Genomic DNA, 24,618 nt, shown 5'->3' with positions numbered 1-24,618 from the left:
GTGATGTGTGGTTAGACGCCATATTAATCGAATAACCTTATCTAACTAGCGCAAAAACTCCGCCATAACGATCAGGTTATTTGATTATTTTCGCAGGACCACCTTTCGTTCCTGGGACTCCAGCGACTCTCGCTCCCGGTCAAACGCCAGATAGTATTTATTCACACTATTAACGTAGCTGACTGCGCCCATCCCCACCTGCTCCATGGCGATGCGCTCCACCTGGAAAAACCACTGGTTCGGGTTCAATCCCCGTCGCCGGGCCTCGGCGCGCATCCCTTGCACCCGCTCGGGTCCCATGTTGTAGGCCGCCAGGACGAACGCCATGCGCTCTCGCTCGTTGAGTTTGGGGCTGGCGAAAAACTTGCGGCGGATCATGGCCAGGTACTTGGCGCCAGCCTGCACATTACCATCGAGGTTGCGGATGTCATTGACCCCGACCCGCTGGGCCGCGGACGGAGTGATCTGCATCAGGCCCGTCGGGCCGCTGCCGCTGCGCGCGTTGGGTTGCAGGGCCGACTCCTTGAAGGCCAGGGCCGCCAGGTTGAGCCAGTCCATGCCTTGAGCCTGGGCGTGCTTTTGCAGCACCGGCCGCAGCTTCTCCAGGCGCTGGCGATTGGCCCGGGCCAACGGATAATGGACCTGGTACAAGCGACGGTAGATCCGCAGGAACGCAGCGTCCTCGTTTGACGGTGCCTTGTAGGTGACGAGGAATCGATCGATGCTCGCCCGCAGCATCGCGGCGTCACGACGGACGAACCAGAACTCATCGCTCGGCTCGCCGATGAGCAATTGGCGGTCGAAGCGCAGCTTGGGCAAGATCTTGCCCCAACGTTCGGCAATCGGCTGTTCGACAATGGTCAGGTGGAAGATCCCGCCCTGGACCATTTCCAGCACATCCTCCACCGCCAGGGTGGGATCGACCCATTCGATTTTCACCGCCGGCAACTTGAGCAACGCAAGCTTCTGATTGATCTGGCTGACGGCATCCCCCGCCGCGCTGCCAGTGGGCAGGGCCAGGGTCTTGCCAGACAATTGTTCGACGCGGGTATATCGCTTCTCCCCCTTGATGCCCACCAACAGCCACGGCACGTCGCTGCGGATCGGACCACTGGCGCTGACCGCCTGGCCCGGTTGCGGCTCAAGCAGTTCGCCGGGAGCGACCAGGTCGCCCTCGCCACGTTGCAAGGCGCCAAGCAGCTGATCCTTGGCCTTGGGAATGATCTTGAGGGTAATTTCCTGGCCGTCCCGGGCATGTCCGTTGAGGTATTGCTCGAACGCCCGCAACCGGTGATATTCGACGCCAATGGGCTGTCCCTGGACTTCGCCGGAACTGTTGCGGCTCTGATTGACCAGGACTTTCAGCACCCGGCTGTCCCGGATCTGCGCCAGGTCCCGGACGGTTCCCGGCGCCACGGCTTGCAGCGGTCCGGGCAGCCGCGCTTCGGCCGGCATCGGCAAAAACAGCGAACAACACAGCACAAGCAATACCTGGGGACGTGCCATCCACTCTCCGGAAGGACAGTGCCGAGCCATCCCAGGGAACGGGACCGACTGGCAAAACAGAGCACCTTGGGGCGCTGAAAAGTGCGAAAGACTGGCACAGCGATGGCATTCGCACCACCCCAACCGGTCTCGTGGCCTCAACAGACAGCCGCAACTCGTTGTAGTTCTTGGCTTTTTTTATAAATCTACAGCTCTGATATGCTTTGCGGCCTTTGGGCCGAGGTAGCACCATGCAACTCATCGATATCGGCGTCAACCTGACCAACCCCAGTTTTGCCGACAAACACCAGGCCGTGCTCGAGCGCGCTTATGAAGCGGGCGTCTGCCAACTGGTCTTGACCGGTACCAGCATCGAAGGCAGCGAGCAGGCCCTTGAACTCTGCCAGCACCTCGACGAAGAGGGGCAACGGCTGTTTTCCACTGCCGGCATCCATCCCCACAGCGCCAGCGACTGGACGACCGACAGCGCACGACACCTGAAGGATCTGCTCAAGCAAGACCGCGTCCGCGCGGTGGGGGAATGCGGATTGGATTTCAACCGGGACTTCTCGCCCCGCCCACAGCAGGAAAAGGTCCTGGAAGAACACCTGGCCCTTGCGATGGAGTTGCAATTGCCGGTGTTTCTCCACGAGCGCGACGCCGACCAGCGTCTGCTGGAAATTCTACAAGGCTTTCGTGACCGATTGCCCGCCGCGGTGGTGCATTGTTTTACGGGCGAGCAAAAAGCGCTGTTCCGCTACCTCGATCTGGACCTGCACATCGGAATCACCGGGTGGATCTGCGATGAGCGCCGGGGCACCCACCTGCATCCATTGATGCGGGAAATCCCACGCGGTCGGCTCATGCTCGAAAGCGACGCCCCGTATTTACTGCCGCGTACCCTGCGGCCCAAGCCCAAGAACGGTCGCAACGAGCCGGCGTATCTGACGGACGTCCTTCGCGAAGTTGCCCTGCACCGCGGTGAAACCCAGGAAGACCTGGCAGTCCACACCACCGCCTGCGCCCGGGCGTTTTTTGGGTTGCCGAACCTTTCCGAATGAGCCGAAAGGCCCTGGGGAGCGAGCAAGCTCGCTCCCCAGGGCTCTTGGTCAAGGGCTCTTTAGCATCTGTTGACGCACATCAAAACCCCGCCCCCTGGATAGCAGCAGAATACTGGCACCTTGCCGAAACTGTTTCCGCTATCAGAGAAGACCTACCATGGGTGCCTGGCTTAGCAATATCTCGCTTAAATACAAATTCTGGGCGGTCAATGCGGTCGCATTCGCCACAACCTTGCTGTTGGTGCTCTATGCCATGCATTTGGAACAGCAGGTCCGAGGGGTGAGCCTGGGTCTGGTCTTTGCCGAACGCTTCAGCCAATACGCCGTGGCGGTGATGGTGTTGATGCTGGCAATGCTGGGTGCCTCGCAACTGTTGATCCGCTTCCTGCTCAGTCAGCTCGACACGTTGAAAGACGTGATGCTGCACGTGGAAAAAACCGGTGACCTTTCTGCCCGCGTGCCCTTGGCCTGCCGCGACGAGGTGGGCCAGATGGCCGCCGCGTTCAACGCGATGCAGGCGGGTTACCAACGGGTGGTCGACACCGTCGCCAGCACCGCGCGGCAGTTGGACAACGGGGCCGCTCGGCTGGCGTCGAGCATGAACGAGGTGCGCCACGGCATGCTCGGCCAACAGAGCGAGACCGACCAGGCCGCCACGGCGATCAACAAGATGTCCGCGACGGTTTATCACATCGCCCAGCATGCTGGCGCCACCCGTGATCTGTCGAAAACCACCGACACCCTCGCCGGCAACGGCCGCGAGGTGGTCAGCCGTGTCCAGCAATCGATTACCGGCCTGTCCACCGGCGTGCAGCAGACAGCCGAGATGATCCAGCGCCTGGCCGAAGACAGCCAGAAAATCAACGGCGTGGTCGGTGTCATCCACAGCATCGCCGAGCAAACCAACCTACTGGCCCTGAACGCCGCCATCGAAGCGGCGCGGGCCGGTGACATGGGGCGAGGCTTTGCGGTGGTGGCCGATGAGGTCCGCAACCTCGCCAGGCGTGTCCAAACCTCTACGGACGAGATCACCACGATGGTGTCGGCGCTGCAGGCGGTCACCCGGGATGCGGTGGAGTTCATGCAGGAAAGTTCGCACAAGGCCGATGACTGCGTACAGCAGGCTTGCGCAGCCGGCGAGGCGTTGGCGCAGATCACCGAGGCGGTGGCAAAGATGCGCGAGAGCAATACCCAGATCGCCGTCGCGGCCGAGCAACAAAGCCACGTCGCCGAGGAGATGAACAGAGCGGTGCTGGGTATTCGCGACGTAACCGAAGACACCGTGCGCCAGACGGTGGACTCCGCCGCCACCAGTGCTGAACTGGCGACGCTGGCGGGGCAATTGAACAAGGCGATTGGGCAGTTGAAGCTTTGAACCCCTCGTCCAGAAGGCTTATGGCTATCGCCACCTATCGCCACGATAGCCAACCGCGATTCGCCGCCCCGCCCGGCCCGACCTATCCTTCGTTTATTCGGTTTAAACGGACTCAAGGAACAGCATCATGGGCAAACGTCACCCCAACCTTCCGGCCTGGCAATGGCGCGCCTACCCTGACAATCATCGCCACCCGACCAACCTGGTCCTGCACCTGATCGCGGTGCCGTTGTTCATCGTCGCGTTTTTGCTGATTGTCTGCGGCGTGTTCAGCCTGAGCCTGGGGGATGTCGCCATCGGTGTGATCGGCTTGCTTGCCGCACTCGGGCTGCAACGCCATGGCCATAGCCTGGAGACACAAGCGTCGGAGCCTTTCAGTGATCGCAAGGACGCGATGTCGCGCCTGCTGGTGGAACAATTCCTGACCTTCCCACGATTTTTTCTAAGCGGTGGATGGTGGCGCGCCTGGCGGGAGCGCCACCGCCGCTGAATCGCCGAAACGTCTCAGCCGAAAATGGTCACTGTCTGCCGGCTCATGGCGATCAGCCGCCCATCGGCACTCCAGAATTTCGCCGCGACATGGCCATAGCCATCCTGGGCGTGTTCGATCTCAGCCAAATACTGGCACCAATCCAACGTCGTGAGTTCCAGCAACGGCTGGACAAACTCGATCGTCCAGGTCAGCGTACTGCCCGGGGCCATCTGGGTGAGGTGTGGTAACAGCGCCGGTGGCCAGGCATCCACCAGCGCCAGGATATGCCCTTCGTCCAGGGGTTGTTCTTTCACATCGCCGCGCAAACGTACCCAACCGCCCATGCTGCGGGATTTATTGCCGGTGAATGGCAGCCCGCCCACGCTCCAGCGCATCGCCAAGTGGCGCATGAACTCAGGAGTAGCGCCCTTGATGTAGGGCAACTCCTGGCATTGCTCGACATCCTTGAATTCAGGCGCGGGGTCAGCCTGCACCGACACGGTTGAAGATCGCGACGCGCCAAAGCTGCCTTGCACCACGGTCACCACTTCACCGTTCTGTACCGCACGCCCCAAGACCTGGCTGACCGCCTTGCCTTCACGCAACACCTGCACTTGAAAACTGACGGGGACGTCGGGCGCGACGGGGCCGACAAAGGTGATCGCCAACGAACGCACCGGGCGATCCGCCGGGACCTGGGCCCTCATCGCCTCGTATTGCAGCGCCGCCACCAGCCCGCCAAAACTGGCCCGTCCCTGGCCCCATTCAGGAGGGATCACAACGGCGCCTGGCTGATGGCGCACGGCATCGATCAAATCGGAGAAGCGCATGTCGACCTCGAGAGCAGCGGAAAAAGATGAAGGAATCTTAACCAGCGCGGGCAAGCGACACAGCGCTCATTCCGGCCAAAGAGACTGACAGAAAAGCCGTGGGGCTTGAATCCACCCCGGATGGTCACAGGGGTTTGGGGTAGCCTCAGGATTTATCGAAACAACTGGCGATGAGTTTATCCAGCACGCGGTCGGACTTGGCCTCGGCCTTTTCCATGGTGATTCGCCAGACCGGCACACAGGCTTGCAAATCGGCTTCATGCTCGGCCCGCGCCAGCCATTGCCAGCAATCATGCCAATCCCCCAGGGCACCTTGGGCAGCCTTCAGCCGTGGCATGGCCGTTTCCGGCAAGCGATCGAGTTCAGGATAGGCCTCGATGGCGTAGCGCACGCGCTTGATCAACAGGCGCAACCGGTGACGGTCATGGGCGGGGTCGCGCAAGGCTTCGCCGAGTTTTTTCCATTGCTTGTCGAGGCGTTTTTCGATGCGCTTGCGCAGCCCGGCAAGCAGGCCCTGGCGCTGGGCAGCGCGGATGAAGCGTGGGAACGCGTCGAGAATCATCAGCAGCTGCGCCAATTCCGGGCTGCTGGCCACGGCGGGATAGGCTTCAGCCATTTGCACCTGGCGCCGCTGCGCCGCGTCGGTCTTGCCGTGCTTTTGCAGATAAGCCGCCAGCACCTCGCGGTCGCGCAAGGGCGTAGTCAGGGTTCCTACTGCCGACGCGGCCGTTTCCAGCTGTTCGACACCGGGCAATCCACGCAACGGACGAAGCAGGCTGCGCAACCGACGGACCGTGGTTCGCAGGTCATGCAGTGCTTCGCTGTCGGTTTGGGCATTCAAGCGGGCCTGGCAGGCCAACAGGCGGACTTCCAGGCCCAGTATCCGGGCCACCAGCCGATCAATCATCGGGCGTACTCCGTACGCAGCTTCGAGTTTCGAGCTACAGGCCGCAAGGGAAAACAGTTTCGCTTCCACTTACAGCTTGCAGCTTGTAGCTCGCCGCTGTGTTTATCGTCCTGCGCGGGATTCGCGAATGTAGAAGCGGGCCTTCTCGGCTTTTTGAGTGCAGCCTTCGAAGGCTTCGAATTGCTGCTGGGTCTTGGCGCCGGTCAGCAGCGACAGGGCCTTGGAGTAGCTGACCGTACCGGCAAAACCTTCGGCCTTGGCCAGGTCCAGTTCGCGCCAGGCGCTGTCGAGTTGACTGCCACAACTGTCGCGGTACGCGGTCTTGCCGGCACAACCGGCCAGGGCCAGAACCATCAGGGATGCCACCAGGGGCAGGCAGATCCGGGCTTTCATCGATAACACCTCAAGTCAGGTCAACAGTCGTGCTGGTAAGACGGTTTCGCCGGGAAAAAGTGCCTCGGCGCCACCGCTATATTCAAGTGTGGACGAGAATACGCAAATGCCGTCGCGGCGTGTCAAAAAACGACGCCTGCGCCACAACGATTTGAGCCGGGCCGTCGATGAGTGCATTGTTGACGTCTGTTCGATAAGAGGCCGGCTCATGACAAAACGTGTCGCATTGGTATTGGGCTCGGGCGGCGCCCGGGGCTATGCCCATATCGGAGTGATCGAGGAAATCGAACGGCGCGGCTACGACATTGCCTGCATCGCCGGCTGCTCCATGGGCGCCGTCGTGGGCGGAATCTACGCCGCCGGCAAGCTAGAGGATTACCGCAACTGGATCGAAAGCCTCGACTACCTGGATGTGCTGAGGCTGGTGGACGTCAGCTTTCGTCTCGGGGCGATTCGCGGAGAAAAAGTCTTCGGGCAAATCCGCAAAATTGTCGGCGAACTCAACATCGAAGACCTGCGCATTCCTTATACGGCTGTCGCCACCGACCTGACCAACCAGCAGGAAATCTGGTTCCAGGAAGGTTGCCTGCACCAGGCGATGCGCGCCTCGGCGGCCATTCCCAGCCTGTTCACCCCGGTGATGCAAGGCAACCGCATGCTGGTGGACGGCGGGCTGCTCAACCCGCTGCCGATCGTGCCAGTGGTGTCGAGCCATTGCGACCTGATCATTGCGGTCAACCTCAACGCCACCAACCAGAAGCAATATCGGCTGCCAGTGATCCAGCGCCCCGCCGCGTTCCGGCGTCGCTTCGATACCCTGGTCAGCTCCCTGGGCTCACGGCTGCCATTTCGCCGCAAACAGGCCGAGCAGCTGTTGCTGTTGGAGCAGGAAGCGCTGAAGGCCGAGGCCGCCGATATCAACCCGTGGATCGAATCCGCCGAGCCGGAAGGCCAGCAACCGGCCGCCGCGCCAGAGAGCGACGGTGCGCCAAGATCCGCCACCGGCTCGTTCATCATCGATAACGTCGGGCCCGCGTCCTTGCTGGATTTGATCAACCAGAGTTTCGAAGTAATGCAGACCTCCCTGGCCCAGTACAAAATCGCCGGTTACCCGCCGGACGTGCTGATCAACGTGCCGAAACGGGTGTGCCGGTTCTTCGAGTTCTACAAGGCGCCGGAACTGATCGCGTTGGGGCGGGAGATCGCCCGGGATACGTTGGATCGGTATGAGAGTGAGCAGAATTGAAGGATCGCAGAGTTCCCGTGGCGAGGGAGCTTGCTCCCGCTGGGCTGCGAAGCGGCCCCGAAAACTTCAGATATGATTTTTGCCTGACACACCCCATGCTCAGGTTTTTAGGGCTGCTTCGCAGCCCAGCGGGAGCAAGCTCCCTCGCCACGACAGCGCTTGGCCTTAGATCTCAACGGTGATCAAGCCCACCCTCCAACAACCGATACCCCACCCCCGCTTCAGTCACGATAAACCGAGGCCGGGTCGGGTCGTCGGCCAGTTTCTGGCGCAGGTGACCGACCACGATGCGCAGGTAGTGGCTGTCCTCAACGTGGGTCGGGCCCCAGATGTCCTTGAGCAGTTGTTGCTGGGTGATGACCCGCCCCGGATGTCGCGCCAGTTGCGCCAGCACCGCGTATTCCTTGCGGGTCAGGGCCACTTCGGCGCCGTTCAGCAGGACCCGGCGATACGCCAGGTCCACCGTCAGCGGGCCGAACGTCAGCGCCGCCGGCGGTGCCTCGCCTGGCGGCGCCTGGCGCAGCAACGCACGCACGCGGGCAAGGAATTCCTGGATGCCAAAAGGCTTGGTCACGTAGTCATTGGCGCCGTTGTCCAGCGCCTCGACTTTCTGCGCCTCGCTGGCCCGCACCGAGAGGACCAGCACCGGCACCGCCGACCACTGGCGAAACTCTCGCAACACTTGCTGGCCGTCCATGTCCGGCAGGCCCAGGTCGAGCACCAACAGGTCGGGTTTGTTCAACGCCGCCTGGGCCAAGCCCTCGGCTCCCGTCTCGGCTTCGAGCACCTTGTAGCCTTGCGAGGCCAGGCTGATGCGCAGGAATTTGCGGATCTGCGGTTCGTCATCGATGACCAAAAGGGTCGCGCTCAGGCTCATGGGGTCCATTCATCCAATCAAGTGGCGAGAGCATAACGCAGCGCCGGTCAGGCTTCATCGTCCATGCCTGGTTGTGCCTGCAAGGGCAGGTGCAAAGTGATGCAGGTGCCACAACCGTCGAGGCCGTCGCCGACGCTGATCCGCCCACCGTGGGCACCGACCATGCCCTGGCAGATCGCCAATCCGAGCCCGGTGCCCTGCCCGCCTCGATCACCGCGCGCAGCGGTGTAGAACATGTCGAAGATCTTTTCCCGCTCTTGCTCGGGAATGCCCGGCCCTTCATCCGCCACGGCGAACAGGATTTCGTCGGCCGTCGCCTCGGCGTTGAGCAGCAGCCGTCCATGGGCCGGGGAAAACCGCGCGGCGTTCTCCAGCACATTGACCAGGGCCTGTTCGATCAGCGCGGCGTGGACATACAGCAACGGCAAGCCGACCGGCACCTGGACATCGACCGCCAACGGCGCCAGCACGGCCCGCAGACGGTTCAACGCACTGGCGACGATGTCGGCGGGTGACACCCAATCGCGCGCCAGCTTCAGCGCGCCATGGCCGAGCCGGGTCATGTCGAGCAGATTCTGGATATAACGGTCCAGGCGCTCGGCCTCGTCGCGGGTGCCTTCCAGCAGCTCGCGACGGTCCTGCAGCGGGATCGCCTCGCCCAGCGCCAACAGGCTGTCGATGCTGCCGCGCATGGACGTCAGCGGTGTGCGCAGATCATGGGAGACAGACGCGAGCAAGGCACTGCGCAACTGTTCGGTTTCGCCGTGCAGGCGCGCTGCTTCCAGATCCTGTGCCAGTTGCGCCCGGGCCAGCGCCTGGGCCAGCGGCTGGCTGAGGGCCGCCAACAAGCGTCGACGATGGCCGCTCAACGGCTTGCCGTCTTTCGGGCAGACGCCCAGCAGGCCCAGCGGAGCGCCCTCGCTGGACAAGGGCCACCACCACCAGCGCCCGGACGGCAACGTCGCGGTGCCGGCACCGGCCGGTTGGTCGTGTTGCCAGGACCAGTCGGCGGCAGCGCGCTCGGCCTCGGTGAAGGTCAACGGCTCGGCGGTCTCGACCTTCCAACCATGCCCGCCGTCGCGGTTGAGCAGGCACAGCTGCAAATCGTCCTCGCTGTCGAGGTGTTGCACGGCGGCGCTGATCACGGCCTGGCGATCCGTGGCGGCAGTCAGCTTGCGTGACAGGTCGAGCTGTTCACCGGTTTCCTGCTGGGTGTCGCGCAGCGCTTGCAGTTGACGGCGCTGGCGGGCCGCGAGATTGCCCGTCAGGGCGGCCATCAGTAGGAAAAATGCCAGCGTCAGTACGTCCTCTTCGCGCTGGATCGTCAGGGAAAAATTGGGCGGGATAAACAGAAAATCGTAGGCCAGGAACGACAGCGCCGCACAGGCCAGGGCCGGGCCGAGGCTGCTGCGCACCGCCACCAGCAACACCGCCATCAGAAACACCAGGGAGATGTTTGGCAGTGCCAGCAACCCTGAGACTCCCCAGGCCAAGGCACTGGCCGCCCCTGTCGCCGCGAGCGCCAGGGCATAGTCGAAACCGGTGGCGAGGGTGCTCGGGGCCAGGCGCGTGGGCGGTGGCGATTCATCGCTGTCCAACACGTTGATTTCCAGGCCACGGGCGTTGCGCAAAAGGCGTGAGGCCAGGCCACCGCCAAACCATCGCCGCCGCAGACGCCGGCGGGACTGCCCTACCAACAGCAACGTGGCGCGGCGTTGCATGGCGTGCTGGATCAACGTCCGCGCGACCTCCCCGGCGCGCAGCGACACCACTTCCCCTCCCAGGCGCTCGGCCAATTGCTGGGCGTTCTGCAGGCGTTGGCGCGACGACTCGTCCCGCGCCCCGCCGTTATCCACATGCACCACGCTCCACGGCAGATGCCGGCGCTGGGCGACGCGGCTGGCGTGGCGCACCAACCGTTCGGCCTGCAAGTCGCCGTCCACGCCCACCAGCAACCGACCGCGCACCGCCGGCGCCGCCTGGCCCAGTTGCCGATAGCCTTGCGCCAGATCGTCGTCCACTTGCGCCGCCGCGGTCTGCATGGCCAGCTCGCGCAGCGCGGTAAGATTGGTCTGGGTAAAAAACGCATCGATGGCTGCCCGCGCCTGCTCCGGCACATAAACCTTGCCGTCGCGCAGGCGCTCCAGCAGCTCGCGCGGCGGCAAGTCGATCAGCAGCAACTCGTCGGCTTCCTGCAACACCCAGTCCGGCAACGTCTCGCGCACCTGCACGCCGGTGATGCCGCGCACCTGATCGTTGAGACTTTCCAAATGCTGGACATTCACCGTGGTGTAGACATCGATGCCTGCCGCCAACAACTCCTGGATGTCTTGCCAGCGCTTGGCATGCCGGCTGCCGGGCGCGTTGCTGTGGGCCAGTTCATCCACCAACACCAGGCTCGGGCGAGACGACAAAAGGCCGTCGAGGTCCATTTCCTCGAGCACCACGCCGCGATATTCCGAACGCACCAGCGGCTGCTGCTGCAGGCCATTCAACAGCGCTTCGGTCTCGGCGCGCCCGTGGGTCTCGACCACGCCGGCGACGACGTTCGTGCCTTGGCGCAGCCGGGCGTGAGCCGCTTGCAGCATGGCGTAGGTCTTGCCCACGCCCGGCGCGGCGCCGAGGAAAACCTTGAGGCGGCCACGGTCGTGGCGGGGCAGATTGGCTAGCAGTGCATCGGCGCGGCCGGAGTCGCTCATGCTATGTCTCTTGTTTCAGGGATGGAATTTAGCCTCTGTGGGAGCGAGCTTGCTCGCGATGGCGGTCGTTCAGCCGTCACTGTCATTGACTGACCCACCGCTATCGCGAGCAAGCTCGCTCCCACAGGTTTCTACAGTTTTTCCAGGGCCATGTTCAGCGCCAGCACATTTACCACCGGCGGTCCCACCAACGGCTGCTCGATGTTGTCATTGAGCAACTGCTGCAACCTCGACACTGGCACATTCCTGGCCGCCGCGACACGCGTCAGTTGATAGGCAATCGCGGCCGGAGGCAAGTGCGGGTCCAACCCGCTGCCGGAAGTGGTCAGCAGCGCCAGGGGCACCGGTCCCTGGCCGGGCACTTGCAGCTTCTGGGCACCATCGATCACCCGCGTGGCCAGTGCCGGGTTGCTCGGCGAAAAGTTGCTCGCGCCACTGGCCACCGTCGCAAACGCGCCAGCCGAGGGCCGTGGGTGAAACCACCCATCGCCGACGAAATCCTGGGCGATCAGCCGGGAGCCACGGACCTTGCCGTCGGCATCATGGACCAGGCTGCCGTTGGCCTGGTCCGGGAAAGCGATTTGCGCCACGCCGGTGACGATGAGTGGGTAAGCGATGCCGGTGATCAAGGTCATCAGCAGCAACAGGCTCAAGGCCGGGCGAATCAAGGTGAACATTGCTAAATCCTCAGTTGATGGATGTCTTCAGGCTCAAACCAACCCCAATCCCGTCAGCAACAGATCGATCGCCTTGATCCCCACGAACGGCACCGCGATCCCGCCCAGGCCGTAGATCAGCAGGTTGCGGCGCAGCAAGGCCGCCGCGCTCGCGGCTTGCACTCGCACGCCGCGCAGGGCCAGGGGGATCAACACGACGATGATCAGGGCGTTGAAGACGATGGCCGACAGGATCGCGCTTTGCGGGCTCTGCAAATGCATGACGTTCAATACGCCGAGCTGCGGATAGATGGAGGCGAACAGCGCCGGCAGGATGGCGAAGTACTTGGCGATATCATTGGCGATGGAAAACGTGGTGAGCGCGCCCCGGGTCACCAGCAGTTCCTTGCCGATCTGCACCACGTCCAGCAACTTGGTCGGATCGCTGTCGAGGTCGACCATGTTGGCCGCCTCGCGCGCGGCCTGGGTGCCGTCGTTCATCGCCATGCCTACATCGGCCTGGGCCAGGGCCGGAGCGTCGTTGGCACCGTCGCCACACATGGCGACGAGTCGACCATCGTTCTGCTCATGGCGAATGCGCGCCAGTTTTTTCTCCGGCGTGGCCTCGGCCAGCACATCATCCACGCCGGCTTCGGCGGCAATTGCGGCAGCGGTCAGCGGGTTGTCGCCCGTGACCATCACGGTGCGGATCCCCAGTTTGCGCAGCTCGGCAAAGCGCTCGCGGATGCCGGGCTTGACCACGTCCTTGAGGTGAATGGCGCCGAGCAATTTTCCGTCCACGCAGACCAGCAACGGCGTGCCGCCGCTCTGGGCGATCTTGTCGACTTCCCGGCCCAATGCGGTGGGCAGTCTGTCACGGGGCAAGCCAATGAAAGTCAGCAGCGAATCCACCGCGCCCTTGCGATACACGCGCCCCTGATAATCCACGCCGGACAAGCGTGTTTCGGCACTGAATGGCACGGCTGTCAGCAACTGCGCGGCGGGTTCAGCCTGAGGATGCAACCCACGCAGGTATTCGACGATGGACTTGCCCTCGGCCGTATCGTCGGCCAACGAGGCGAACAACGCGCCTTCGGCCAGCTCCTTGGCGCTTACGCCCGGGGCGGCATAGACCGCTGCGCAACGACGGTTACCAAACGTGATGGTGCCGGTCTTGTCCAGCATCAACACGTGCACATCCCCCGCTGCCTCCACGGCGCGACCGGACTTGGCGATCACGTTCAGGCGTACCAGGCGGTCCATCCCGGCGATGCCGATGGCCGACAGCAAGCCGCCGATAGTGGTGGGGATCAACGTCACCAACAGCGCCACCAGGAACACCAGCGGCAGGCTGCCGTTGGCGAAATGGGCGAACGGCTGCAACGTCACCACCACCAGCAGGAAGATCAGCGTCAGACCAATCAGCAAGATATCCAGCGCCACTTCGTTCGGGGTTTTCTGGCGTTTGGCGCCTTCCACCAGGGCGATCATGCGATCCAGGGTGGATTCGCCGGGATTGCTGGTGATGCGCACCAACAACCAATCGGAGACCAGCCGCGTATTGCCGGTAACCGCCGAGCGATCCCCGCCCGATTCGCGAATGACCGGCGCCGACTCCCCGGTGATCGCCGCTTCATTGACCGCCGCGATGCCTTCGATCACTTCTCCGTCGCCGGGGATCATCTCCCCCGCCGCAACGCGAACGACATCGCCTTTGCGCAGGCGTGTGGCGGGTATCACCTCGAAACCGTTCGCCGTCTGGCGGCGGGCACTCAAGCCTTCACTGCCAGCCTTGAGGCTGTCGGCGCGAGCCTTGCCGCGCCCTTCGGCCAAGGCTTCGGCGAAGTTGGCGAACAACACGGTGAACCACAGCCACAGGGCAATCTGCGCGGCTACGAAAGTCGGCACGGTGCTGTCGGGAACCAGGCACAGCACGGTGGTGAGGACCGCGGTGAGTTCCACCACCAGCATCACCGGCGCACGGTGCAACTGGCGTGGATCAAGCTTGACGAAAGCTTGCACCAACGCAGGCCGCCACAGCGCCGACAGATTGGTTTTCGGTTGCTCCGGCGCCTTGGCGACGACGGTCTTACTCATCGGCATGTTCATCTCAAATCCTCAGAAACCCAGGCTCAGGTGTTCGGCGATCGGGCCCAGGGCCAGGGTTGGCAAGAAGGTCAGGCCGCCGACCAACAGGATGGTCACGGTCAGCAACGTCACGAACAGCGGGCCGTGGGTGGGGAAACTGTTCTGGCCGACAGGGGCGGGCTTTTTCATCGCCAGGCTACCGGCCAACGCCAGCACCGGCAGGATGTAGCCGAAACGGCCAATTAGCATGCCCAGGCCCAGCATCAGATTGTGAAACGGCGTGTTGGCGCCAAAACCGGCGAAAGCCGAACCGTTGTTGGCCCCCGCCGAGGTGTAGGCGTAGAGCAATTGGCTGAAACCGTGGGCGCCAGGGTTGCTCACCGCCGCCGCAGGGCCGGGCAGGCTTGCGGCAATAGCGCCGAGCACCAGCACGCTCACGGGCATCACCAGCAGCGTTACCACCAGCAATTGCACTTCCCGGGCACCGAGCTTCTTGCCCAGGTATTCGGGCGTGCGACCAATCATCAACCCGGCGAGGAACACCGCAATCAGCACATTCAGCAACATCCCGTAGAGCCCGGCCCCGACGCCGCCGAAGACCACCTCGCCGACCATCATGTTCATCAGCGCCACCATGCCGCTGAGGGGGTTGAGGCTGTCGTGCATGGCATTGACCGAGCCGTTGGACGCCGCCGTGGTCGTCACTGACCAAAGCACCGTGGCAGTGGTGCCGAAGCGCGCCTCCTTGCCTTCCAGCGGCGCGGCTTGCTCAACCGCGGCGTTGTCGAGGGCTGGGTTGGGTTGGTACTCGGCCCACAGCGACGTCGCGCCGCCGATCAGGAACAGCGCAAGCATGCAGGCGATGATCGCCCGGCTCTGGCGCAGGTCCTTGACGTAGTGGCCGAAGGTGAACACCAGCGCCGCCGGAATCAGGATGATCGACGCGACTTCGAACAGATTGGTCCAGGCCGTCGGGTTCTCGAACGGGTGCGCCGAGTTGACGCCGAAGAAACCGCCGCCATTGGTGCCCAATTGCTTGATTGCAATCTGGCTGGCCGCCGGCCCGAGCGGGATCACTTGATCCACGCCCTGCATCGTCACGCCATGTATGTAATGCGCGAAGGTCTGCGGCACGCCCTGCCACACCAGAAACAGCGCCAGTACCAGGCACAGCGGCAACAATCCGTAGAGCGTGGCGCGGGTCAGGTCGACCCAGAAATTGCCGAGGGTCGTGGCGGACTTGCGCCCGATCCCACGACACAACGCCACCAGCACAGCCAGGCCAGTGGCAGCGCTGACGAAGTTCTGCACCGTCAGGCCGATCATCTGGCTCAAGTAACTGAGGGACGCCTCACCGCTGTAGGACTGCCAGTTGGTGTTGGTCATGAAACTGACCGCCGTGTTGAAGGCCTGGGTCCATTCCATGCCGGGCAGGTTTTCGGTGTTGAGTGGCAAATGCCCTTGCAACAACAGAACCGCGAACAGCAAAGCGAAACCCGCCAGGTTGAAGGCGAGCAAGGCCAAGGTGTACTTCTGCCAACTCTGCTCGGTGGTCGGATCGACACCGGCCACCTTGTAACAACACCTCTCCACCGGCCCAAACACCGGTGAAAGCCAGGTGCGCTGGCCTTCCATCACCCGATAGTAGAACCGCCCCAGGAACGGTGCCGGAATCAGCACCAGCGCAAAAAAGCCAAGGATCAGCCCGTAGTCATAGCCGTGCATAACCGCTCCTAACCCCGGTCCGCGCGCAACAGCGCAACCAACAGATAAATGAACAGCGCCACTGCCAACAGCAGCGACACCCCGTCCAGAACACTCATGGGATTTCTCCGTGGTACGGCGTCGTGCCGTGTGTGGAGAGATTGTCGGTAGGGAGGGTGTAAAGGTGCGAGATCGAGGGTTGGGTGGGGGGATAAAGAAATTGTAAAAAAACGGGGTGGGGTTGAGGGGGTGGCCCATTCACGAGGCGGCGGAACTGCTCAAGTCGTGGAGGCCCTTTAGGGATAACGCCGTCAATCTTGCTCGCGATTGACGGCCTCCCTCGTTTAGTCAGTGTCCATCAGCTGAACTGTTGCCGGCGGCTATCTTTTTTATTTTATTTAGCGCGTTCGCTAATGCTTCTTCAGCTGTATCCAGTTTGTTGTGATTTCAGAGTGTATCGGAATGTCCCGGCTGGATTTGTTATAGCCGTTTTAGCGCGCCACCAAACAGTTTCGCTCTGATGGCTGGTCAGCTTCCAAGGCGCGCCGAGGTGGCACTGCACTGCCTTATATGCTTGGAACATCATCTTTATTTAATGATTGCATCCAATGCAAATAGTAGTTGATTTGCTCTTGGATGTTGTTTGTTAGATCTCTATCTTCGTAATCAAAGATATTTACGATTCTATCGTCGTCCGCCGGTTCACCAGCAGTAACCTCGTAAGCGATTATCCCTCCAGACATCTGCGAAGACATCCGCGAAGGGTGTACGTTAAGCTTCGAGCCCTTGCATAAAAATTTTACATCCGGGTAATCTTTCCTAACTTTTCCAAAGCACATATACAGGTCAGCGTCGGTATAAGATCTTTCTGATCCGTCCGGCATGAGCACGGTCATCATGTTGGTTTTCCGATCGCATTTAAATTCCGCAGTCTTTAAAGAGCTGCCTATTTCAACTGCCACCTCACGAATAATCATATATCACCTTTTGAAATTAGGTATCGAATAGCCCACGAAAGCTCCATCTGAATCCACGGGAGTTGCGCCAACTATATCTTTTTTATCGACACCGCCAGGAACTGCTATCTCCAATTCCTTCCGATGGGGTGAGAGCAGACCAAGTTTTTTATTAACATCAATGCCTGGCACATTTTTTAATACATATACATACCCTGACTCGAGCCCGTACCCCGTTGCAAATTTTTTCGCCTCCTTCATCGAAGTGGTGGTGCTCACATAGATGCTGGGGGGACTCCGATTATCCTTAGCGTGAAGGAATAAATCAGTACTAAAGCCTAATGGTTCGAAGCCTTCGTCAAAAATTTCCCACGGTTCTCTGGTGTCGCCTCTATAGGTATAGATAGCTTTGGGCTTGGCGCCTGGGGACTCAGGGCCCCCTTCATTCACTCCAACTTTCGCCGAATCCTGCTCTCTAACCGCCGGCTTACACCCGCCGCTCCCAGGACAATCCACCAACCCCAACGGATCCACCCACCCCGTCGGGTTCAGGGTGTACCGATACCCATTGAGCCCACCCTTCAGCTTGCTCGGATCCAGCGTCAGATACCGCCCCGTCTCCGGATTGTAGTACCGGTGCCGGTTGTAATGCAGGCCGCTTTCCCGGTCGTGGTATTGCCCCTGAAAGCGCAGCGGTTGTTCCAGGCGCTTGCCGTCGCCGTGGCGCAGTTCGGTGAGTTTGCCGTAGCCGTTGTAGCGCGCGGCCCAGACGACTTCGCCTTGGTGGCTGGTCAGTTCCTGGGGAGTGCCGAGGTGGTCGAGGTGGTAGTAGAACGGCGTGGCTTTTTCCGGGCCTGCGCCTTCGAGCAGGGCCAGGGGGCGGAAGGTGCCGGGTTCATAGACGTAGCTCTGGTAGTGACGGTCGCTGCTTTCAGCGATGACCTGGTCGCCCTGCCAGATGAATTCCGTGGTGAGGCCGTCCACGGTCTTTTCGATGCGTCGGCCGAAGGCGTCGTAGCGGTAGGAGGTTTCGCTCCCGTCGGGGGTGGTGACGCCGATGAGCCGATGTTGGCTGTCGTAGCGGTATTGCGTGACGAGGCACTGGGCATGGCCGCGGCGTTCGCGGACCAGGTTGCCGTAGGCGTCGTAGTCATAGTGACGATCGCCCTCCATCAGCAGGCGGTTGCCCTTGAGGGTGGTCGGGCCGGGACGGTCGTTGAACAACACATTGCCGGCCGGGTCGTGGGAAAAGTGTTCCGGGGGTTGGCTGTGGGCGTAGTCGATGCGCACCAGGCGATCCAGCGCGTCGTAGTGGTAGCCGCGTCGGTTTCGCGTGTCGGAAAGCGCGGCGAGGTTGCCGTTGGCGCTGTAGGAATAGTCACGCCAGAACAGTTGTTTTTGCTGGCTTTGCCACACGGTCTGGGCCTTGAGGCGACCCTGTTCGTCGTAGCTGTAGTCGCTGAGCAACTGGCCCTGCTGGCGCTGGCGTTCGCGGCCGCCCTTGAAACGGTGTTCGGTCAGGCACGTGCCGTTGAGGTCGATGGCGATCAGCGCCCCGCCTCGCAGGTGGCGGTAATCCAGGGTGCTGCGATCGGGCAGGCGGCAATGGACCAGCCGGCCGACATCGTCGTAGCGATAATGCAGGCTCGCCCAACCCTGGTGTTCGGCGACGAGGCGGTCCTGGTTGTCGTATTCGTAGGCCAGCGGCCAATGGCCGTCTTCAACGCTGATCAGTCGCCCGAGGGCGTCGTAGCCGTACTCGACCGTGGCACCGTCGGGCAAGGTCTTGCGCAGCAGGCGGCCGGCGGTGTCGCGTTGGTAGGCGGTGATCCGCTGGCTGCCGTCGGCGCCGAATTCGGTCTTTTCCAGCAGGTGGCCGTTGAGGTCGTAGGCGTAGCCGGTGCGCTGGCCGTCGAAGCCGGTTTCCTGTCGGATCAGTCCGTTGGGCGTGTAGTCCAGCTGATACTTTTCGCCGGATTCGTTCTCGATTTCGGTCAGCAACAGCCGCGCCGAGTCGTAGCGGTACTTCAGTTCGCTGCCGTCGGGGTTGAGGCGGCGGCTGACCAGGTGCAGATCGTCGGCGTATTCGTAGCGGGTGATGCGCCCCAGTTCGTCCCGCTCCGCGGTGACCTTGCCGTAGGCGTTGTAGCTCCATGCACGGGTCGCGCCGGTGGGCAGGGTGGTCTGTAGCAAGCGGCCCACGGCGTCCCATTGGTAATGGGTGACGGCGCCGCGTTCGTCTTGACGGGTCAGCAGACGGCCCAGGGCGTCGTAGGAAAAAACTCGCTGGCCGTCGTCCGGCAGGATTTCTTCCGTCAGTTGGCCCAACGGGTTTCGCACAAAATGATGGGCACCGCCGTCCGGGTAGCTGATGGTATTCAGTTGCCCCTGGTCGTCGTAGTGATACCAGGTGCTTTGGCGAGCCGGGTCGACGACTTCGATGATGTCGCCCTGGGCATTGCGCCAGTAGGTCCACACGGCCTTGCCGCGAGTCCGGGCGTGTAGGAAACCGTTTCGGTATTCGTAGGACGTGGGCTCGCCTTCCGGCGGAATCAGCGCCACCAGCCGTCCGACTTCGTCGTAGCGGTATTCGGTGACGGCGCCCAGCGGGTCTTGCTCGGCGATCAGCCGGCCCTGTTCGTCATAAGCCTTGAGGTGTTCGCCGCCGGCGGGATCGACCTGGCGCACCAGCCGCGCGTGGTCGTCGTGGACATACACGTCCTGGCTGCCATCGATATGCCGGACCGTGACGCTGCCGTCATCGCCCCAGGTGTAGCGGCTGTCCATCTGCGCGAACGAGGCCCAATGCCGGACACAGCGCGCCGCCGGGCCGAGGCCTTGCCACTCCCAGTAGAAACTCGCGCCCCCGGCCAGTTGCCGCTGGAGGATGACGTGCTGGTCGTCGTAGTCGTAGCGCTCGCTCTCGCCGGCGGCGTTGGTCGCTTCGATGAGGCGCGAACGCGCATCGTAGCGGTAGGTCACCAGGGTCTGTTCAGTGCGCCAGGCTTCGTCAAGGGTCAGCGCCGGGTGGAAGCTCTGATAGTCGATGGCGACCAGGTGCCGATGTTCGTAGCGCAAACGCAAACAGCGGCCGGCACCGTTGTCCAGACGGCTGATGTCGCCGTAGATGTTGCGTTGGACGGTCAGGCGGTTGTCGTACCGATCGCTCAGGGCCGTCAGATGACCGTCGCGAAAATGTAGGAAAGGAGCGTCTTCGCCGGGCTGGGCGACGATCAATTCGTCCGGCTCGTTGCTCAGGTAAATCGCCGCGCGGGCCAGGCTGTTGTGGATGGCGGGGCGTTGCAGGCTGGGCCGGGGAAACGTGGTGCGGCGGTTTTCCTGGTCGACCCAGGTCACCTGCTCGCCGTCGATCAACAGGCGATGGGCCAGGGCATGGGTCCATCCGCGGCCGAGCCCGATGTCCAGGTCGGCGGCGCTGGTGCGGTAGAGGCGGGTGAAGACGAAGGGCAAGCGTCCGTCGAGGGTGCCGTCTTCGAGGGTGAGCAGCTCTTCGCCGGTGACCATGGACACCGGGCAACCGTCGGTGCGGGTCTGGGCGGCGCTGTCGGCGGGGTCGCCGTTGGGGTTTTTCGATTGGGCGGGGGCGTCGTCGTGGGGCTCGTACTTGTTTAGCTGAGTGGAAGGCTGGGATTTTTCCCGCACGATCGCGGCAGGATTGCTGACCGACAGAGGTGGGGAGTCTCCCGTGGTGATTTGCAAGGGTCTGACAGGCGCCGGCCCCACTGAAGGTCCTCGCCCCGCAATCACGACCGGCTTGAGCACATCGGCATGAGCGTTAAGGCTGTCGCCACCGAGTTGGCCCAGGCGTTGGCTCGAGGCCTGCAACCATGCGCGGGCTCGTTCCGAGCGAACCAAGCGCAGCGCCTTGCCGCTCAGGCGCAGACCCAAACCCAGGCCGCCGGTGACAGCCGCCAATAGGAAATTGATCAGAATCTCGGCGCGCATCTCCCCCATGACTTCGGCCAAATATTGCGGTGGCAACATCCGCAGCCAACTGGTGAACGCCGCCGTGTAAACGAAGAGCAAGGGCTCATCGCTCACAATCATCAGCGCTTTGGCGATCGCCTCTGACGAAGTTTCCAGCAGTTGCTCAAGCTCGGCCCCGGTGAGGTATTCCAGGAGCTTTTCACTGTTGGCCTGAAGGTCCGCCAGCAGATTGAAAATCTGTTTGACGTTGTCCCACAGTCCACGGAGGACTCTTTCAAAATCGCGCTGTTCGGCTTCTTGCAACACGTTAAAACGCTTCACGAAACCGCTTTCGGTGAACTCTTTCCACAGCGGTTGAAACTCGTTCCACTCGGCTTTCAGCCAACCTTCGAGTTCGGCGATCACGAGGTGGTAGGAGGCGTACAGCGCCTTCACATGATCGGTCGTAACATCAGGGAAAAAAGTGATGCGGTAACGCCGGCCGCGATCGCATTTGGGGATTTCCAAGATGCCGCTGGGGCCGATGACGTGACGGACTGGCTCGCCAAACGTTTCCTTCCCCTGCGCGTTCACACTGATCGGTTCCAACACCACCGGCGTGTCGCCGATCGGCACGAAACGTGATGCCTGGAACATATGCACAAGGGTCAATGGACCTTGCGCCGGACACGCTGTCACCACGGAGCTGACCCGTTTGCCGCCGTCCTTTGCGGGTGCGAGCGACACCTCGTTGCCCACCTTGAACACTTGCTTGATGTCCAGTGTCCGGCCACTCCAGAACTTCTCTGCCCACGTGTCGTAGTCCCCCAGGCAATGGCGAAAGTCCTGCAGTACCGCTTCGATATCGGGGTGATCCGGGTTCATGACCGCCATCACCAGCGAACCAATGACGTTGCCCTGGGCAAGGATTTTGTCGTAGGGGAGCATGTAAACATCTCGCAACGCAGGAGTGGGCGCGAGACTGTGCCGAGGACGGCTGGGGAAATAAGTCAGGAAAAGAAGCGGTGCGCGTAGGGCGATTCCTTAATTGGCTCAACCGAGCCAGTAGCCCACCGTAATCTCTGCTCGCAATGACGCCCACCCAGGTACCAGCGCTCCGAACTGGGGCACAAACCCAGCCTATCCAGCCGCGAACATCCCCGATACGACACGATTTCCTCCATTACGACCGCCCGAACCATACTGGCACGCCCACTGCACTGCCCTCCCCCAGCGCTTTTGCTACTTATCGAGGGGAGCCACCAATGAACACACAACTCAAACCCACGCTTGGCACCCTGCATTTGTGGGGCATCGCCGTCGGCCTGGTGATTTCCGGCGAGTACTTCGGCTGGAGCTACGGCTGGGGCGTGGCCGGCACGCTGGGCTTTCTGGTGACATCATTCATGGTTGCGGCCATGTACACCTGCTTCATTTTCAGTTTCACCGAACTGACCACCGCCATCCCCCACGCCGGCGGACCGTTCGCCTACAGCCGTCGGGCCTTTGGCGAGAAAGGCGGCTTGATCGCTGGGCTGGCAACCTTGATCGAATTCGTCTTCGCTCCACCCGCCATCGCGCTCGCCATCGGCGCCTACCTGAACGTGCAATTCCCGGCGCTCGATCCGAAACACGCCGCCGTCGGCGCCTATATCGTATTCATGGCCCTGAACATCCTCGGGGTGAAATTGGCCGCGACCTTCGAACTGGTCGTTTGCGTACTCGCGGTCGCCGAGCTGCTGGTGTTCATGGGCGTGGTCGCGCCAGCGTTCAGCTTCAGCAGTTTCGCCCTGAACGGCTGGGCCGGTTCCGACGTGTTCGGCGCACCGGCCATCGCCGGGATGTTCGCGGCGATCCCCTTCGCGATCTGGTTCTTCCTCGCCATCGAAGGCGCGGCCATGGCTGCCGAAGAAGCCAAGGACCCAAAACGCACGATTCCCAAGGCCTACATCAGCGGCATCCTGACCCTGGTAGTGCTGGCCATGGGCGTGATGTTCTTCGCCGGTGGCGTCGGTGATTGGCGCACCCTCTCCAACATCAACGACCCGCTGCCCCAAGCCATGAAAACCGTGGTCGGCGAAAGCTCCGGCTGGTTGCACATGCTCGTCTGGATCGGCCTGTTCGGCCTGGTGGCGAGCTTCCACGGCATCATCCTCGGCTACTCCCGCCAATTCTTCGCCCTGGCCCGCGCCGGCTACCTGCCCGCCTCCCTCGCCAAACTGTCGCGTTTCCAGACCCCGCACCGCGCCATAATCGCCGGCGGCGTGATCGGCATCGCCGCCATCTACAGCGACGGCCTGATCAACCTCGGCGGCATGACCCTCACCGCCGCGATGATCACCATGGCCGTGTTCGGCGCCATCGTCATGTACATCATGAGCATGCTCAGCCTGTTCAAACTGCGCAAAACCGAGCCCAACCTGGAACGCACCTTCCGCGCGCCGGGCTACCCGATCGTGCCGGGCATCGCCTTGGCCCTGGCGGTGGTGTGCCTGGTGGCAATGGCCTGGTTCAACGCCCTGATCGGGTTGATCTTCCTCAGCTTCATGGCGGTGGGCTTCGTGTATTTCGTGCTGACCGCACAGTTGCGTGCCGATGCCCCGGCTGATGCGATGTTGACCGGGCTATAAGGTGTACCCGGCATAACCGGCGTAGTATGGAACCACTGCGAACCGTCTTCGCTCATAAGTGGTAGAGGCAATGGCCAGCGAAATTTTCGCCCGGCCACTGCCCCCTCAAGGAGAGCCCTATGCCCTGGTATGCCTGGTTAATCCTGATCGTCGCCATCGGCTCGATCGTGGGTGGTCTGATGATGCTGCGCGACACCGCCAACAAGGTCGAGTTGACGGACGAACAGCGCAAACGTGTTGCCGAGCGCAATGCCGAGATGGATGCGAAAGAAGCGAAGGATCGCTGACCCGCTTTTCGTGGCGAGGGAGCTTGCTCCCGCTGGGGCGCGAAGCGCCCCCACCCCCTGCTGACCCGGTGTGGCAGTTCTATTGTGTTCAACGCGTCTGGGGGCGCTCCGCAGCCCAGCGGGAGCAAGCTCCCTCGCCACAAGAGCCGCTCGCGCCGTTGCGGTATTTAGTTCTCCCAATCCGCCTTGGCAATATGCAACCCATGCAGCCCTTTGTAAGCCGCCCGCTCCGGCTGACTCCAGCCCTGCAGCAACGAATCCTCCAACCGATAAATCTCCACTCCCAGCGGACGACAAACGCTTAAAGGATCCTGCGCCTCCGGCCCCCACATCGCCAGCGACAGATCCCCACCAGGGCACGTCGACAATGCACATAACAAATCGATCTCCGCAAAAAACTCCAGGTAATCGCCCTTCTGCGCCGGACACGCCTTCATGAAATACATGTCGTCATGATTCAGCCCGGTGCACTGGAAAATATTCAGCACATCGTGGACATCAAACTCGGTCAAACCATGGGGCAACACCGCACGCGTCAGGTTCGAGTGGCAGTGATGATGGAAATCTTCGCCGGTCAGCATCTTGTTCACGTACGGGTCACATCGCGTCCCCAGCAAATCATGCAAACGCCCGCCGTGTTCGTCGATGCCGTAAGCCGCCAAGCTGTCATCGGTGATCGTTACCAATGGCCGCAGGAATGGCAGGTTCGACCACAACCGATCATAGGTGCTGACATGAGCGCCCTGCAGCTGCCGCGTCCGCGCCGCCCACAACCGTTCACGTGGATCGTGGGCGTTCCAGACGTTGAAATCCCCGACTTGCGGACCGACCGGTGTTGTCACGCGAAAGACATGACCGGCCGGCACATGCCAGGCGCGGCCGGTGCGGATTGGGACTTCGAACTGCTCGATCAGGGTGCGTTTGTTCTGCTGGGTGCGGATGCGGTCGTAGAAGGGTTTGTCCACTTGGAGGGCAGAGCCTTTGCTGACCTGGTAGGCGGCTGGGTAGTCTTTGTACATGGCGCA

19 protein-coding genes are annotated in these 24,618 nt (G+C 62.1%); 6 read left to right on the top strand and 13 right to left on the bottom strand.

Translation table 11 applies throughout. From position 1 onward, the window contains the following. Positions 1 to 84 precede the first annotated feature (84 nt). Positions 85 to 1,506 (bottom strand): transglycosylase SLT domain-containing protein, encoded by a 1,422-nt coding sequence (locus DOCECA_RS04885; protein WP_445571538.1) that lies wholly within the window; start codon positions 1,504 to 1,506, stop codon positions 85 to 87. A gap of 230 nt (positions 1,507 to 1,736) precedes the next feature. On the opposite strand from DOCECA_RS04885, the gene DOCECA_RS04880 reads away from it, so the two are divergent. From DOCECA_RS04880 to DOCECA_RS04870, 3 genes are all read left to right on the top strand, one after another. Then, a complete protein-coding gene (locus DOCECA_RS04880; protein WP_445571537.1) occupies positions 1,737 to 2,546 on the top strand; it encodes a TatD family hydrolase in 810 nt (269 codons plus the stop codon). A gap of 157 nt (positions 2,547 to 2,703) precedes the next feature. Beyond that, positions 2,704 to 3,921 carry a methyl-accepting chemotaxis protein gene (locus DOCECA_RS04875; protein ID WP_445571536.1) on the top strand — a complete coding sequence of 406 codons (1,218 nt, stop codon included), beginning with the start codon at positions 2,704 to 2,706 and terminating at the stop codon, positions 3,919 to 3,921. A gap of 127 nt (positions 3,922 to 4,048) precedes the next feature. Continuing rightward, on the top strand, positions 4,049 to 4,411 hold the full coding sequence (locus tag DOCECA_RS04870; RefSeq protein ID WP_434610396.1) for a terminase: 363 nt from the start codon (positions 4,049 to 4,051) through the stop codon (positions 4,409 to 4,411). Positions 4,412 to 4,425: 14 nt separating this feature from the next. Here DOCECA_RS04870 and DOCECA_RS04865 read toward each other — a convergent pair whose 3' ends face one another. The 3 genes from DOCECA_RS04865 to DOCECA_RS04855 form a co-directional block, all read right to left on the bottom strand. Further along, positions 4,426 to 5,223 (bottom strand): acyl-CoA thioesterase, encoded by a 798-nt coding sequence (locus tag DOCECA_RS04865; protein ID WP_420764821.1) that lies wholly within the window; start codon positions 5,221 to 5,223, stop codon positions 4,426 to 4,428. Positions 5,224 to 5,368: 145 nt separating this feature from the next. Continuing rightward, a complete protein-coding gene (locus tag DOCECA_RS04860; RefSeq protein ID WP_434610394.1) occupies positions 5,369 to 6,130 on the bottom strand; it encodes a CHAD domain-containing protein in 762 nt (253 codons plus the stop codon). Positions 6,131 to 6,232: 102 nt separating this feature from the next. Then, positions 6,233 to 6,523: a hypothetical protein gene (locus DOCECA_RS04855; protein WP_420764823.1), complete on the bottom strand. Its 291-nt coding sequence runs from the start codon at positions 6,521 to 6,523 to the stop codon at positions 6,233 to 6,235. Between the two features lie 208 nt (positions 6,524 to 6,731). Here DOCECA_RS04855 and DOCECA_RS04850 point away from each other — a divergent pair, with 208 nt between their 5' ends. Next, entirely contained in the window at positions 6,732 to 7,769 is a 1,038-nt protein-coding gene (locus DOCECA_RS04850; protein WP_420764824.1) for a patatin-like phospholipase family protein, read from the top strand. 172 nt (positions 7,770 to 7,941) lie between these two features. On the opposite strand, the gene DOCECA_RS04845 is transcribed toward DOCECA_RS04850, so the two are convergent. From DOCECA_RS04845 to DOCECA_RS04810, 8 genes are all read right to left on the bottom strand, one after another. Then, complete coding sequence (locus tag DOCECA_RS04845) at positions 7,942 to 8,646, bottom strand: response regulator (RefSeq protein WP_445571535.1); 705 nt, start codon at positions 8,644 to 8,646, stop codon at positions 7,942 to 7,944. A gap of 47 nt (positions 8,647 to 8,693) precedes the next feature. Continuing rightward, positions 8,694 to 11,345: a DUF4118 domain-containing protein gene (locus DOCECA_RS04840; RefSeq protein WP_445571534.1), complete on the bottom strand. Its 2,652-nt coding sequence runs from the start codon at positions 11,343 to 11,345 to the stop codon at positions 8,694 to 8,696. 131 nt (positions 11,346 to 11,476) lie between these two features. Beyond that, entirely contained in the window at positions 11,477 to 12,022 is a 546-nt protein-coding gene (kdpC, locus tag DOCECA_RS04835; RefSeq protein ID WP_434701011.1) for a potassium-transporting ATPase subunit KdpC, read from the bottom strand. Positions 12,023 to 12,055: 33 nt separating this feature from the next. Next, positions 12,056 to 14,110, bottom strand: a complete 2,055-nt coding sequence (gene kdpB / locus DOCECA_RS04830; protein ID WP_445571533.1) for a potassium-transporting ATPase subunit KdpB — start codon at positions 14,108 to 14,110, stop codon at positions 12,056 to 12,058. Between the two features lie 9 nt (positions 14,111 to 14,119). Next, positions 14,120 to 15,814: a potassium-transporting ATPase subunit KdpA gene (kdpA, locus tag DOCECA_RS04825; protein ID WP_434675130.1), complete on the bottom strand. Its 1,695-nt coding sequence runs from the start codon at positions 15,812 to 15,814 to the stop codon at positions 14,120 to 14,122. 8 nt (positions 15,815 to 15,822) lie between these two features. Then, complete coding sequence (gene kdpF / locus DOCECA_RS04820) at positions 15,823 to 15,912, bottom strand: K(+)-transporting ATPase subunit F (protein WP_032863112.1); 90 nt, start codon at positions 15,910 to 15,912, stop codon at positions 15,823 to 15,825. 447 nt (positions 15,913 to 16,359) lie between these two features. Then, positions 16,360 to 16,770: a hypothetical protein gene (locus DOCECA_RS04815; RefSeq protein ID WP_445571532.1), complete on the bottom strand. Its 411-nt coding sequence runs from the start codon at positions 16,768 to 16,770 to the stop codon at positions 16,360 to 16,362. Positions 16,771 to 16,773: 3 nt separating this feature from the next. Beyond that, entirely contained in the window at positions 16,774 to 21,624 is a 4,851-nt protein-coding gene (locus DOCECA_RS04810; protein ID WP_445571531.1) for an RHS repeat-associated core domain-containing protein, read from the bottom strand. 317 nt (positions 21,625 to 21,941) lie between these two features. On the opposite strand from DOCECA_RS04810, the gene eat reads away from it, so the two are divergent. Both eat and DOCECA_RS04800 read left to right on the top strand, forming a co-directional pair. After that, a complete protein-coding gene (gene eat, locus DOCECA_RS04805) occupies positions 21,942 to 23,306 on the top strand; it encodes an ethanolamine permease (protein ID WP_445571530.1) in 1,365 nt (454 codons plus the stop codon). Positions 23,307 to 23,425: 119 nt separating this feature from the next. Then, positions 23,426 to 23,593 (top strand): DUF2897 family protein, encoded by a 168-nt coding sequence (locus tag DOCECA_RS04800; protein WP_003183831.1) that lies wholly within the window; start codon positions 23,426 to 23,428, stop codon positions 23,591 to 23,593. 167 nt (positions 23,594 to 23,760) lie between these two features. Here the strand turns inward: DOCECA_RS04800 and DOCECA_RS04795 are convergent, their stop codons facing one another. Beyond that, the gene (locus tag DOCECA_RS04795) at positions 23,761 to 24,612 is read right to left on the bottom strand and encodes an urea carboxylase-associated family protein (protein WP_445571529.1); all 852 of its coding nucleotides are present in this window, start codon (positions 24,610 to 24,612) and stop codon (positions 23,761 to 23,763) included. Between the last annotated feature and the right edge of the window lie 6 nt (positions 24,613 to 24,618).

The organism is Pseudomonas sp. E102 (genome assembly GCF_052660185.1).
Note: the sequence above shows the minus strand (reverse complement) of the source record. Positions and strands in the feature narration are given on the sequence as shown.

Bases quoted from the DNA above. Each gene is read 5' to 3' on its own strand.
- DOCECA_RS04810 (WP_445571531.1), bottom strand. From the start codon at position 21,624: ATGCTCCCCTACGACAAAATCCTTGCCCAGGGCAACGTCATTGGTTCG.
- DOCECA_RS04855 (WP_420764823.1), bottom strand. From the start codon at position 6,523: ATGAAAGCCCGGATCTGCCTGCCCCTGGTGGCATCCCTGATGGTTCTG.
- DOCECA_RS04845 (WP_445571535.1), bottom strand. From the start codon at position 8,646: ATGAGCCTGAGCGCGACCCTTTTGGTCATCGATGACGAACCGCAGATC.
- DOCECA_RS04875 (WP_445571536.1), top strand. From the start codon at position 2,704: ATGGGTGCCTGGCTTAGCAATATCTCGCTTAAATACAAATTCTGGGCG.
- DOCECA_RS04870 (WP_434610396.1), top strand. From the start codon at position 4,049: ATGGGCAAACGTCACCCCAACCTTCCGGCCTGGCAATGGCGCGCCTAC.
- DOCECA_RS04880 (WP_445571537.1), top strand. From the start codon at position 1,737: ATGCAACTCATCGATATCGGCGTCAACCTGACCAACCCCAGTTTTGCC.
- DOCECA_RS04800 (WP_003183831.1), top strand. From the start codon at position 23,426: ATGCCCTGGTATGCCTGGTTAATCCTGATCGTCGCCATCGGCTCGATC.
- DOCECA_RS04865 (WP_420764821.1), bottom strand. From the start codon at position 5,223: ATGCGCTTCTCCGATTTGATCGATGCCGTGCGCCATCAGCCAGGCGCC.
- DOCECA_RS04815 (WP_445571532.1), bottom strand. From the start codon at position 16,770: ATGATTATTCGTGAGGTGGCAGTTGAAATAGGCAGCTCTTTAAAGACT.
- kdpC (WP_434701011.1), bottom strand. From the start codon at position 12,022: ATGTTCACCTTGATTCGCCCGGCCTTGAGCCTGTTGCTGCTGATGACC.
- kdpF (WP_032863112.1), bottom strand. From the start codon at position 15,912: ATGAGTGTTCTGGACGGGGTGTCGCTGCTGTTGGCAGTGGCGCTGTTC.
- DOCECA_RS04860 (WP_434610394.1), bottom strand. From the start codon at position 6,130: ATGATTGATCGGCTGGTGGCCCGGATACTGGGCCTGGAAGTCCGCCTG.
- DOCECA_RS04840 (WP_445571534.1), bottom strand. From the start codon at position 11,345: ATGAGCGACTCCGGCCGCGCCGATGCACTGCTAGCCAATCTGCCCCGC.
- kdpB (WP_445571533.1), bottom strand. From the start codon at position 14,110: ATGAACATGCCGATGAGTAAGACCGTCGTCGCCAAGGCGCCGGAGCAA.
- DOCECA_RS04795 (WP_445571529.1), bottom strand. From the start codon at position 24,612: ATGTACAAAGACTACCCAGCCGCCTACCAGGTCAGCAAAGGCTCTGCC.
- DOCECA_RS04885 (WP_445571538.1), bottom strand. From the start codon at position 1,506: ATGGCACGTCCCCAGGTATTGCTTGTGCTGTGTTGTTCGCTGTTTTTG.
- kdpA (WP_434675130.1), bottom strand. From the start codon at position 15,814: ATGCACGGCTATGACTACGGGCTGATCCTTGGCTTTTTTGCGCTGGTG.
- eat (WP_445571530.1), top strand. From the start codon at position 21,942: ATGAACACACAACTCAAACCCACGCTTGGCACCCTGCATTTGTGGGGC.
- DOCECA_RS04850 (WP_420764824.1), top strand. From the start codon at position 6,732: ATGACAAAACGTGTCGCATTGGTATTGGGCTCGGGCGGCGCCCGGGGC.